This is a genomic window from Burkholderiaceae bacterium (genome assembly GCA_024235995.1).
GTDB lineage: Bacteria > Pseudomonadota > Gammaproteobacteria > Burkholderiales > Burkholderiaceae_C > Ottowia.
This window is the reverse complement of the sequence record JACKLI010000001.1, coordinates 2,355,660-2,367,618: the sequence shown is the minus strand read 5'-3', so window position 1 is coordinate 2,367,618 and position 11,959 is coordinate 2,355,660. Positions and strand designations below refer to the sequence as shown.

The window sequence follows — 11,959 nt, the reverse complement described above, 5'->3', positions numbered from 1 at the left end:
ACTTCGATTAGGTTGATTCAACAACCTAATCGAAGTATCGTTACGACGTGTGACTCAAGTCGATGAAGGAGACAAGATGCAACTGGATATGTTGGTGGTGGGTGCCGGATTTGCCGGTATCTACCAACTGTACAAAGCGCGCGAAGCAGGCATGACGGTGCGCGTGCTCGAAGCTGGTGAAGGCGTGGGTGGGGTCTGGTTCTGGAACCGTTACCCAGGTGCGCGATGCGACGTTGAAAGCCTGGACTACTCCTACTCATTTTGCCGCGAGCTGGAAGAGGAATGGGAATGGACTGAACGCTACGCATCCCAGAGTGAGATCCTGAGCTACATCAACCATGTGGTCGACCGATTCGACCTGCGTCGAGACATTCAGCTCAACACGCGGGTGGCTTCTGCTCACTTCGATGAGGATCGCGCGCTCTGGTCGGTTCGAAGTGAAGACGGCGAACACTTAGAGGCCAAATTTCTGGTGATGGCGACAGGGCAATTGTCTGTTCCGCAAAAACCCGACCTTCATGGATTGGATGACTTTAAGGGCCAGTGGTACCACAGCGCGCGCTGGCCCATGGAAGGTGTCGACTTCACCGGACAGCGCGTCGTGCTCATAGGTACCGGCTCCAGTGGTGTGCAGATGACGCCGATCATTGCGGCCCAGGCTAGCCAACTGACCGTGCTGCAACGAACTGCCAACTTCAGTGTGCCCGCGCACAACATGCCCTTCACACCCGAATCGCTGAAGGCCGCCAAGGCCCGTTACCCGGAGCGTCGCGCCATGGGGCGCGAAGCCATCACGGGAGTGTTCCTCAACGCCAACACCAAGACGGCGGCCGAGATGACAGAGGATGAGCGCATCGCGGAACTTGAGTACCGCTGGAAAGGCGCCGGTGGCGGGTTTCGCATGCTCCGCGCCTTTGCCGACCTGATGTCGAATCCGCAGACCAATCACCTGGTGGCCGAGTTCGCGCGAAACAAGATCCACGCTGTCGTCAAAGATCCTCGGAAAGCCGAAATTCTTTCTCCCAAGGGTGATCTGCCCTTCGGCGCCAAGCGATTGTGCGTGGACTCGAACTACTACGACACGTTCAACCAGAACCACGTCGACATCGTTGATGTCGCGATCGACCCCATCGTCGAAGCAACGCCCAGCGGCATCCGCACCCAGACGCGCGAGTTTGCATGCGATGCGATTGTGTTTGCCACCGGCTTCGACGCCATGACCGGCGCGCTCAAGTCCATCGACATACGCGGCGAACGAGGCATTTCCCTGCGCGACAAGTGGAAGGACGGCCCAACTTCGTATCTGGGTATCAGCATTGCTGGATTCCCCAACCTGTTTGTGATTGCGGGGCCTGGAAGCCCCTCGGCTTTGAGCAACGTGGTGCACTCGATCGAGACCCACGTGGACTGGATCATGCGCCTGCTGCGCACCGCGCAGACCAGACAAGTGCGTCGCATCGCGGCCCTGCAGGAGGCCGAAGACGGCTGGGTACATCGTTGTGTCGAAGAGGCCAACAAGACCCTCTACCCCAAGGCCAAGAGCTGGTACATGGGTTCCAACATCGAGGGCAAGCCGCGCGTCTTCATGGCATTCGTGTCGGGTGTACCGCTCTACCGAGCGCTCATTGAGGAAGTTGCATCGAACAACTATCAGGGATTCGAACTCGCCTGAAGCCTGCCGGCTCAGGGCACCATTTCATCAATTCAAAGGAGACATACCCATGGACCGCCGAACCCTCATCAAATCCGCCGCCGTACTGGCGGCCCCCGCTATCGTCACCAACGCCAGGGCACAGAGTGTCACCACACTGCGTTTCCACACTTTCATGCCCGCTATGTCCAACGTGTACAGCCGCATAATCACCCCCTGGATGGCGAAGATCGAACAGGAATCGGGAGGACGTCTCAAGTTTCAAGCATTCCCGTCTATGCAAATGGGTGGTGCTCCCGCTCAGCTCTACGATCAGGCTCGTGATGGTGTCGTCGATGTCGTTTGGTCCTTGGCGGGCTACACCCCGGGCCGATTTCCGCGCTCAGAAGTCTTTGAACTGCCCTTCTTCACCTACGACGCTGAAGGGTCCTCACGCGCGGCCTGGGATTACATCGCCAACTACGCTCCTGACGAATTTCGCGAGGTCAAGCTGCTTGCTTGTCACACCCATGGGCTGAACATCTTGCACATGAAGAGCAAGCTTGTCACCAAGGCCAGCGACATGCGCGGGCTCAAGATCAGGGGCGGGACCCGCAAGAATACCCAGATCCTCTCGGCTGTTGGTGCGATCGCGGTAGGCATGCCGCTACCGGAGGTTCCGAATGCCCTGTCTAAAGGCCTGATTGAGGGCGCCATCATGCCCTGGGACACCGTACCGGCGGCCAAACTCGACGAGCTTACGAAGTTCCATACCGAATTCCCCAAGGGCATGCAGGGCTTCAACAACAGCATCCAGTTCTTGGCCATGAACAAGGCCCGCTATGACAGTCTACCTGCAGACTTGAAAAAGGTCATAGATCAGAACAGTGGCGCGGACGTGTCGGCCATGTACGGTCGTAAGGCTGAGGTCAAGGACCAAGTGGTCCGCCAAGCCACGGTGGCGCGTGGCAACACCGTCCATGTGATGGGCAAAGCAGAGGCCGAGGAATTCAGGCGCCTCGTCACCAACCCTATCGTGGAAGAGTGGGTGAAGGAGATGAATGCCAAGGGATTCGATGGTGCCAAGCTGCTCGCCGGTGGGCGCGAACTTGTCGAGCGCTATCGCCCCAAGGCTTGACGACCAGCAGATAGCCACATGGCCGGCGCCCTGTGCCGATCAGGCGCGCCGAGCCCCACCATCTCAGGAGCAGTTTTTTGGAACACATGGAATGTGATGTGCTGGTCGCCGGCTCAGGCGCAGGGGGCTTGTCGGCGGCGATTGTCATGGCAAAGGCCGGGTTGGATGTGCTGGTCGTTGAAAAGGCGGATCTGTTCGGTGGCACGACCGCACTCAGCGGTGGGGTTCTCTGGATTCCTGGCAACCGCTGGGACCCACAGAAGGGTGAAGAAGCCCGTGTCATGGCGAGGCGCTACCTCAACGCTGAAGCGGGTGAAACACTCGATTCCGAGTCGGTCGAGCAATTCCTGAAGAACGCGCCACACATGGTGGAGTGGTTCGAGCGTGAGACCTGCGTTCGTTTTGTGCCCACGCAGTACCCGGACTACCACCCGGATCAACCGGGCGGCGCCGTCGTGGGGCGTTCCATCCTGGCTCAGCCGTTCGACATCCGGGCACTCGGTGATGACATGGCTCGATTGCGCCCGCCGCTCAAGACAATCACCTTCATGGGCATGATGTTCAACTCCTCGAACGCGGACCTCAAGCACTTCTTCAACGCCACCCGCTCGCTGCGTTCATTCACCTATGTGGTGCGTCGTCTGGTCGCGCACCTGTGGGACTTGCTTCGCTACCGCCGTGCCGTCCAGTCCACCAGCGGCAATGCCCTTGCAGCACGACTGGCCCGAGCGGCGCTGGATGCGGGCGTGCCTATCTGGACGTCCGCCCCCATCAAGCACTTGCTTGTGCAGGCGGGCAGTGTCGTCGGAGCGGGCATCGAGCGGGAGGGCACGGTCGTGCGTGTGAACGCTAGACGTGGTGTGGTCCTTGCCTGCGGTGGGTTCCCGCACGATCCAGCGCGCATGAAGCAGGCCTATCCGCACATGCGGCGGGGCGCCCAGCACATGTCGCCAACACCGGAGGAAAACACGGGCGATGGCATCCGCCTGGCAGAGCAGGTGGGCGGCGCATGCCAGACCGGTCTGCCGCACGCCGCGGCCTGGATGCCCGTGTCGCGAGTGCCATTCTCAAACGGAAGCTATGGCCTGTTCCCCCACCTGCTCGACCGGTACAAACCTGGCGTGATCGGGGTCAACCGTGCCGGACGCCGCTTCTGCAACGAGTCTGACTCTTACCACGACGTGGGCGCTGCCATGATCCGAGACGGCTCCTCCTCCCCGGACACCTCGATATGGCTGCTTTGCGATCGACGCGCGCTGCGCAAGTACGGGCTGGGCGTGGTCAAGCCCGCGCCGGTGCCCATCGGAACTTACCTGCGCAACGGCTACTTGATCGAAGGCAGCACGCTGGTGCAACTCGCGCAAAAGACAGGCATCGATCCCGACGCACTGCAGCGCACGGTCGCCGAGTTCAATGCAGATGCGGCGCAAGGTCAGGACAGCCGTTTCGGTCGTGGCCATTCGGCGTTCAACCGCTACCTGGCTGATCCCGAAAACCGCCCCAATCCTTGCGTTGCGCCCATCTTGCAAGCGCCGTTCTATGCGGTGCAGTTGCACGTGGGCGACCTGGGCACCTTTGAAGGACTGGAGACCACGCCATGGGGCGCGGTGCGCACAGATGATGGCGCGGTGATCCCGGGGCTTTACGCGGTGGGCAATGACCGGGTCAGCGTCATGGGCGGCCACTACCCGGCTGCTGGCATCACCCTCGGGCCGGCCATGACTTTTGGCTGGATGACCGGCCAGCACATCGCGCAGGTGGCGCGAGCGCAAACCCGTTCGGAATCGCTGGCGTCCGCTTCAACGATGTATCGCGGGGCGGTTCCAGCCCATGAATGAGAAAGGACAAAGAATGAACACCGATCAACCTGATACGGCGCGAGTGGCCGTGGTGACGGGCGCGGGAGACGGAATTGGACTGGCCACAGCGCAGAGGCTCGCGCGCGACTTCGAGCACGTGGTGATCGCTGATGTGCGTCCCGCCGCAGCGTTCGCACGCGCCGCCGAACTCGGGCAGCGCCATCTTGGGGTTGCCTGCGATGTGACGAATGAGTCCGATGTCGTGGGCCTGTTCGACGCTGTGCTTCAGCGTTTTGGCCGACTGGATGTCCTGGTCAACAACGCCGGGATCGGCGAGCAGTCCGTGATGACCCTGGAGCAGACCGTGGAGGGCTTCGACCGCATTCTCGCGGTGCACCTGCGCGGCACTTTTCTGGCCAGCCGTGAGGCAGCGCGCCATTTCGTGGCGCAGCAATCTGGCGCCATCGTGAACTTGGGCTCCATTGCCGGCCTGGCTGGGCACCCTGGCCGAAACGCCTATGGGGCCGCAAAGGCCGGCATTGTCGCCATGACCGAGGCGATGGCCAGCGAATGGGCGCGTGATGGCATCCGCGTCAATGCGGTGGCGCCGGGCTACGTGATGACCGATCTTGTGCGAGATCTGATTGCGCGCGGCGCGCTCAACCCATCAGACATTGAAGACCGCACGCCGATGGCGCGCTTCGCACGACCCGAGGAGATCGCCGAAGCCATCGCCTTCCTCGCCTCACCGAGCGCCAGTTACATCACGGGTGTGACCCTACCTGTGGACGGAGGCTGGCAGGCCTTTGGCGCGCCTCCAGCGCGACTGGGGCGTGTCGCCGACAAACGCGAGTCCCATTAAATTTCATAGAAGGACAAAGTACATGGACGCAGAAATCACCGCCTTGCTGCAAAAGGTCAAGGACGCCAAGCGCACGCCTTTCTGGCAAAGCACGCCTGCACAAGCTCGCGAAGGTCCCATGCTGATGGACCTGCTGTTTGGTGCAGCGCCTGATGTGGCTCGGGTAGAAGATTTCAGCATCACCTCTTCCGATGGACACGCGCTTCCGGTGCGTCTGTACGTGCCACAGAAACAGCCGCGCGGATTGATCGTCTACTTCCACGGGGGCGGATGGGTCATCGGCTCCGTCGCGGCCTACCACCCTTTGACGGCCACGTTGGCGGTGCGCACCGGCTGTGCTGTACTGTCTGTGGACTATCGGTTGGCTCCTGAGCATCCCTTTCCGCTTCCCCTGGAAGATGCCATATCGGCTTTGAAGTGGAGTGCCGAGCACGCAGATGCAAGGCTCGGTTCAAGCTTCGAGCGCCTCATCGTCATGGGAGACAGCGCGGGCGGCAACCTGGCCACCGTGGCAGCGCGACTACACAACGGGACCGTTGCTGCCCGGCCCGTCGATCTTCAGATCTTGGCCTACCCAGTGACGGCGCATGACTTCAGTACCGAAAGCTATGAATCGTTTGCCGAGGACCACCTGCTGACGCGTCGCGACATGATGTGGTTTTGGGATCAGTACTTGCCAGATCCCGCCAAGCGCGATGACCCGTTGGCGTCACCACTGGCCACACCTGATCTGGCGGGCTCGCCTGCAGCATTGATTTTGTCTGCTGGCTGTGATCCGCTGCGCGACGAGGGTGAGGCTTACGGACGGCGTCTGCTTGAGTCCGGGGTGTACGCGGACATCGTCCGTTGCGATGGCCTGTTGCATGGATTCCTGTCGATGATCAACTATGCGCCGAGCGCATCCCAGGCGTTTGATCGCATCCTTGCGGCAGTGAAACAGTCACTGACCGATAGCAGCACTTGAAGTTCATTCTCCCAATAGCCACGCGTTGACATCCCGCAGCGTAGAACTCAAGTAGTTTCGTGAGCGAACGGGAATTGCCCTAAGCATAGGGATGGAGTTGAACCGACGTCGGCTGTGCACCTGAAGCCGGCCGCCGGGTCCTCGAGGATCGTTGCCTCTCGAATAACAGCTGCTGGCCACATACTGTGAGGTCGCGGTGAGCTCTTCGCCGACAACACCCGCAGTAAACTTGCCGGTCACCGGTGAGCACCCGCTTGAGGCTGGCTGCCGTCGTTCACCTCTGAAGTACCAATGACCGCTGCTACCGAAAGCAGTCATTGCACTAGGACTTTCGAGAAGGTCAGCTCTACACCTTAAAGCTGCCAGTGGAATCTCACGATCACCAAGTGTGGAGTTGACCCACTTTCGTGGACGGGTATTGGTTTGATTCTCAAACCGTTTCGGGTGTTGTCTCGATATGCACGACGGCATCTTCGACAACATCAAACAGGGCTTCGTTGTTCCTTTCAAAGTTCAGGGGTGAGAGGTAGCCCAGGCCGCTGTGACGGCGCCGGGGGTTGTACCAGCCTTCAATCCAGGTGAAGACCGCCATGCGGGCCTGCGCCTTGCTCTGGAAGCTGTTGCGCTCGATGAGCTCGCCCTCCAGGCTGGCGAAGAAGCTCTCAGCCATGGCGTTGTCGTAGGCATCCCCTACCGTTCCCATCGAAGGGCGCACGCTCATCTGTCTGCACCGTTCACCAAAGGCCAGGCTGGTGTACTGGCTTCCTTGGTCCGAGTGGTGAATGACGCCCTTGGCTTTGCGCTGCTCCAGCGCCATGTTCAACGCTGCGAGCACGAGGTCTGCAGTCATGCGCTCGCCCATGGCCCAACCCACGACGCGGCGACTCCAGACGTCGATGACCACGGCCAGGTAGAGGAACCCCATCCAGGTAGGCACGTAGGTCATGTCCGCTACCCACAGCTGGTTCGGGCCACTGGCATGGAAACGCCGGTTGACCAGGTCACGGGCCGGCGTCTGGCGCTTGTCGCGATGGGTGGTCACGGTGAACCCTCGTCGCTTGCTGATGCCTTGAATGCCGGCCGCTCGCATGAGACGCGCCACACGTTGGCGGCTGATGCACACGCCTTGTTCGATGAGCTCGAAGCGCACCCTGGGCATGCCGTAGGACTCGTAGGATTCCTTGTGAATCTGGCGGATACGCTCGGTCATCACGGCATTGGCAATGCTGCGTTGTGAAGGAGCTCGCTCACGCCAGGCATAGAAACCGCTGGCGGAGACGCCGAGCACGCGGCACATGGTGCGAACAGGGAGGTCGGCCTGGTTTGCCATCACGAGTCCGAAGACTTCGTTGAAGTCGCATCGCTGCGACCCGCAAACCAGGCCGTAGCCTTTGCCAAGATGTCGCGCTCCGTCTGGACCTGGCGCAACTGCCGGCGCAAGCGCACCAGCTCTTCCCGCTCGGCAGTGGTCAGGCCTTCCTTGCCGGGCAAAGGCTTGCCCTCGTCAATGGCAGCCTGGCCGACCCAGTTGGTGATGGATTGGGCGGTGACGCCGAACTCGCGCGAGAGCTGCGCGGGTGCGCGGCCGGCTCGAACCAGCTCGACCATCTGCTGGCGGAATTCCGCCGGGTACGGCGGTCGTACTTTGGACATTTGCGACTCCTTGAACACAAAGAATGATGTGTCCACGGATTCGGGTCAACTCCAAGTGACTGCTTTGGCGTGTGCTGAGCTGGCGCTATCGACCCTAAGCAGTCATGCGACCCTATAGGCCGACCTGTGATCGGGGTCCGTTTCTTCCACCTCACTATCGTTTTCAGGTTGATTTCATGGCGCGCAGAAAGGGGTCTCCTCGTTTTCAGTGCAATAAGTGACGGTACGCAAAGCTAGCACTGGCGCGGGGGTGGTCTGGGTAGACCGTTGATTTCATTGACTTTCCTGTTCGCTTTGTAAACGGGTATGGTGGCCTCCCACTTTTGAGGTTCACGATGCAGGGTTGGCACACAACGTTTTTGGGGATGCGTGGGCTCCCCCGCGATATCAGCGACTTCGAGATGAAGGCATTTTTCACCTTCGATGGTGCCGAGCGCGACGCAATCAATGCACGCCGAGGTGATTCCCACAAGCTTGGTCTGGCGCTCCATATTGGTTTCCTGCGCATGAGTGGGCGTTTGCTCGGTGCCTTTCGGGTAATTCCAGTAGCCTTGTGGCGCCACCTTGGCAACGAGCTTGGCATTGCAGCACCAGAAGTCGCCTCGCTGAGAGCCATGTATGAACGCGGGCGCACGCTATTCGATCACCAACAAGTAGCCTGCACGGTCCTTGGATTCCAGTGGATGAGCGAGCACCAGCGCCGCTCACTGGTACGTGAACTGCGCGACGAAGTGGCGCGCTGCGCCGACCGCGATCAGCTACTCGTGCGGGCGCGTCAATGGCTGTACAAGAACAAGCTGGTGATCGTGCACGAGCGGGCAATTCGGACACTGATTGCGGCGGCACTTGCCCAGCTTGAAGTTGAAACAGGCACCGCCATCGCCGCCAGCGTTGATCCAGCAACACTTGATCGCTGGCGAGCCTCAGTTTCAGAGCTGCGCCCAGATGGACAAACCCAGCAGAGTTGGCTATGGGCTGCACCGGCGAAACACTCAACCCGCCAAATCAGCGAGGTACTGGAGCGCATCGACCTGCTTTACACGCTGGACGTTCATAAGCACCTGGCAGACATCCCCGATCTCATCTTGCGCCGCTACGCGCGCCGACTTGTCTCCAGGCCGCCCTCAGCCGGAGCCAAGATCAAAGAGCCAGCGCGCACCGTGGAGGTCGCATGCTTTCTTCGGTATTGCCTGTTCGGCGTTATACCGATCGTACTCGTGTTCCTCGTCGTGATCATCGGCATTTACGGTGGATGGGCCAATCCTACTGAAGCAGCGTCGATCGGCGCTGCATGTTGCGGGATACTGGCAGTCATCACAGGCGGCATGCGCATGGAAGGCCTGGTCAAAAGCCTGCTCGGCACCGCCGAAGTCACAGCGCTTATTCTCCTGGTGCTGCTGGGCGCCGACATGCTCAACTCCGGTCTGGTCGTCACGCAGATGCCGGCCGAACTCGCCAATTGGGTCAAGGAAAGTGGTCTGCCGCCCCTGTCGGTGATGTTTGCCATCCTGCTGATCTATATTTTTCTCGGCTGCGTGATGGACTCGCTGGCAATGATCCTGCTGACCATCCCAATCTTCTACCCAGTTGTTATGGGCCTTGACTTCTGGGGTATGTCGCAGGGCGACAAGTCGATCTGGTTCGGTATCCTTGCATTGATGGTGGTCGAGATCGGGCTGGTGCATCCGCCGGTCGGGATGAATATTTACATCATTAACAGCCTGGCCAAGGATGTGCCACTGAAGGAGACTTTCAAGGGCGTGATGCCATTCCTAGTCTCCGACCTTCTGCGCATCCTGCTTTTGGTGTTCTTTCCGATTATTACGCTGTACCTTGTGCGCACTTTCGGTAACTAACCGGAGGCGCTTCTTCGATCTTATAACTAAAAACCAAACTTCTGGAGATGAATATGAATCTGACCCTGGCTTCCATATTTAAAGCGGTGCTGCAGATCTCGTTGCTTGCCCTCACGGCAGGTACGGCCATTGCTCAAGACGTGGTGACGTTGAAAGTGCATCACTTCCTGCCGCCCAGCTCCACTGCGCATGCGAAGTTCATCGTTCCATGGTGCGACAAGATCGCCAAGGAATCGAACAACAGGATGAAGTGTCAGATTTACCCAGCGATGCAGCTCGGTGGCACACCTGCACAGTTATTTGACCAGGCCAAGGATGGCGTAGCCGACATCATCTGGACGGTGCCGGGCTACCAGGCGGGGCGCTTCACGGTATCCGAAGCATTCGAGTTGCCGTTCATCGTGACGTCAACCGAAAAAGGCAGCCGGGCATTGTGGCATTACGCAACGAAGAATGCGATGCAGGAATTCAAGGGCGTGAAGCCGATCCTGTTCCATCTGCACGACGGCAATTTGCTGCATACAGCCAGGAAACAAATCAAATCACTCGAAGACTTCAGGGGCGCCAAGGTGCGTGCGGCGACACGCCAGTCGACCAAGATGCTCACAGCGCTCGGGGCGACACCAGTGCCAATGCCGCTGCCGCAGACCCCCGAATCACTGGCCAAAGGAGTGATTGATGGCGCGTTGATCCCATGGGAAGTTTCGCCCGCGTTGAAGTTGGAGGAAATCGCACAGTTCCACACCGAACTGGATCCATCGTCGGGCCAGATCTCAAACTCGGTATTCATCTTTGCAATGAACCCGGCCAAGTATAACAGCCTGCCGCCCGACTTGAAAAAGGTTATCGACGCAAACAGCGGGCCCGAGGCGTCGGCTTGGGTAGGAAGGGTGTTCGCCGAGTCCGGGCTGCCCGGACGCAAGATCGCCGCGGATCGCAAGAATATCTTCTACACAGTGCCGGCTGCGGAAGTTCAACGCTGGCAAGCGGCTTCTGAAGGTGTCGTGGCCGAATGGGTGAAGGACGTGACTGCTAAAGGCTATGACGGGAAAAAACTGCTCGAAGAAGCTAAAGCCTTAATGAAATAAACAGAATGCCGGTAGTCACGACACTCACGCGCGGCTGCCGGCGCAATCCCCGGCATCTCCAGCGAAACGGGACTGATGCAAGTCGCCGCCATCAATCGCGTGGTCTGACTCTGCCGGTGACGCAGGTCCTGTCCGAGATCCGCTTTCAAGCGTCTTTATACGGTTTATGGCCAAGGCTACGGGAAATCGATTCTGCTGTTCGCAAGGTGAGTGGCACAAGCGCTTCGATCTGCCCTTCTGTAATCCGTGCGGACGGTCCGACGACGGCAATTGCCGCAATAACCGTGCCGTTGAAGTCGAAGACCGGCGCCGCGATGCCCCGGATGTCGGCAATGAATTCTTCCCGTTCGATGCAGTAGCCGGCTTGTCGGATCTCGGCAAGCTGACTGCGAAGCACGGCCGGGTCGACGATCGTATTTTCCGTGTATCGGGCTCGGGGCGCGCGCAGCGCTTCTTCGATCACTTCATTAGGCTGAAAGGCGAGCAGGACCTTTCCGTTTGCCGTGCAATGCAGCGGCGCCCTTCCTCCTATGCGCGCCGCCACGCGCACCGGCTGGCTGCTCTCGATCTTTTCGAGGTAGAGCAGTTCGTTGCGATGGAGGATCGCCAAATGGGTTGTTTCGTTTGTCTCATGGGAAAGCCGGGCCAGATGAGGTCTTGCCACATGGGACAGCTCGCTTTGGGCCAGTTTGGTGCCCGCAAGCACGATGATGCCGTGACCAAGGGTATATTTCTTGGTGTCGGAAAGCTGCTCGACCAGGCTGTGTGCTTCAAGTGTCTTGAGCATATTGAAAACGGTCGCTTTGTTGAGGCCGAGCCTTGTCGCGAGCTCCGTGATCCCGAATGCCGGCGCCTCGGGGGTAAATTGCTCAAGAAGCGTCAATGCATTGTCAAGCGACTTCATGAGGGCGCCCTTTGCCTGGCCCTTGCTGTCCTGTTCCATATGCTTGTCCCATCATCTGATCCGTG

Annotated in this window: 9 protein-coding genes; 7 read left to right on the top strand and 2 right to left on the bottom strand. The window is 59.6% G+C overall.

Going from position 1 to position 11,959, the window contains the following annotated elements; genetic code table 11:
* Positions 1-76: 76 nt before the first annotated feature.
* From H6927_11395 to H6927_11375, 5 genes are all read left to right on the top strand, one after another.
* Complete coding sequence (locus H6927_11395; GenBank protein ID MCP5218704.1) at positions 77-1,672, top strand: NAD(P)/FAD-dependent oxidoreductase; 1,596 nt, start codon at positions 77-79, stop codon at positions 1,670-1,672.
* 49 nt (positions 1,673-1,721) lie between these two features.
* Positions 1,722-2,768, top strand: a complete 1,047-nt coding sequence (locus H6927_11390) for a TRAP transporter substrate-binding protein (GenBank protein ID MCP5218703.1) — start codon at positions 1,722-1,724, stop codon at positions 2,766-2,768.
* A gap of 86 nt (positions 2,769-2,854) precedes the next feature.
* Positions 2,855-4,606, top strand: coding sequence for an FAD-dependent oxidoreductase (locus H6927_11385; protein ID MCP5218702.1), 1,752 nt, complete (start codon positions 2,855-2,857; stop codon positions 4,604-4,606).
* A 13-nt stretch (positions 4,607-4,619) separates the two neighbouring features.
* The gene (locus H6927_11380) at positions 4,620-5,429 is read left to right on the top strand and encodes an SDR family oxidoreductase (GenBank protein MCP5218701.1); all 810 of its coding nucleotides are present in this window, start codon (positions 4,620-4,622) and stop codon (positions 5,427-5,429) included.
* A gap of 22 nt (positions 5,430-5,451) precedes the next feature.
* A complete protein-coding gene (locus H6927_11375) occupies positions 5,452-6,393 on the top strand; it encodes an alpha/beta hydrolase (protein ID MCP5218700.1) in 942 nt (313 codons plus the stop codon).
* A gap of 430 nt (positions 6,394-6,823) precedes the next feature.
* On the opposite strand, the gene H6927_11370 is transcribed toward H6927_11375, so the two are convergent.
* A protein-coding gene (locus tag H6927_11370) for an IS3 family transposase (protein MCP5218699.1) occupies positions 6,824-8,046 on the bottom strand; the annotation gives its coding sequence in 2 pieces (ribosomal slippage) (positions 6,824-7,779 and positions 7,779-8,046; 1,224 coding nt in all).
* Between the two features lie 335 nt (positions 8,047-8,381).
* On the opposite strand from H6927_11370, the gene H6927_11365 reads away from it, so the two are divergent.
* Together H6927_11365 and H6927_11360 are read left to right on the top strand one after the other, a co-directional pair.
* Positions 8,382-9,902: a TRAP transporter large permease subunit gene (locus tag H6927_11365; protein ID MCP5218698.1), complete on the top strand. Its 1,521-nt coding sequence runs from the start codon at positions 8,382-8,384 to the stop codon at positions 9,900-9,902.
* A 53-nt stretch (positions 9,903-9,955) separates the two neighbouring features.
* Positions 9,956-10,990, top strand: a complete 1,035-nt coding sequence (locus tag H6927_11360) for a TRAP transporter substrate-binding protein (protein ID MCP5218697.1) — start codon at positions 9,956-9,958, stop codon at positions 10,988-10,990.
* 145 nt (positions 10,991-11,135) lie between these two features.
* Here H6927_11360 and H6927_11355 read toward each other — a convergent pair whose 3' ends face one another.
* Entirely contained in the window at positions 11,136-11,933 is a 798-nt protein-coding gene (locus H6927_11355) for an IclR family transcriptional regulator (GenBank protein MCP5218696.1), read from the bottom strand.
* Between the last annotated feature and the right edge of the window lie 26 nt (positions 11,934-11,959).

What these genes read in the sequence shown, in the direction of transcription:
- H6927_11395 (MCP5218704.1), top strand. Translation starts at nt 77, where the DNA reads ATGCAACTGGATATGTTGGTGGTGGGTGCCGGATTTGCCGGTATCTAC.
- H6927_11390 (MCP5218703.1), top strand. Translation starts at nt 1,722, where the DNA reads ATGGACCGCCGAACCCTCATCAAATCCGCCGCCGTACTGGCGGCCCCC.
- H6927_11385 (MCP5218702.1), top strand. Translation starts at nt 2,855, where the DNA reads ATGGAATGTGATGTGCTGGTCGCCGGCTCAGGCGCAGGGGGCTTGTCG.
- H6927_11380 (MCP5218701.1), top strand. Translation starts at nt 4,620, where the DNA reads ATGAACACCGATCAACCTGATACGGCGCGAGTGGCCGTGGTGACGGGC.
- H6927_11375 (MCP5218700.1), top strand. Translation starts at nt 5,452, where the DNA reads ATGGACGCAGAAATCACCGCCTTGCTGCAAAAGGTCAAGGACGCCAAG.
- H6927_11365 (MCP5218698.1), top strand. Translation starts at nt 8,382, where the DNA reads ATGCAGGGTTGGCACACAACGTTTTTGGGGATGCGTGGGCTCCCCCGC.
- H6927_11360 (MCP5218697.1), top strand. Translation starts at nt 9,956, where the DNA reads ATGAATCTGACCCTGGCTTCCATATTTAAAGCGGTGCTGCAGATCTCG.
- H6927_11355 (MCP5218696.1), bottom strand. Translation starts at nt 11,933, where the DNA reads ATGGAACAGGACAGCAAGGGCCAGGCAAAGGGCGCCCTCATGAAGTCG.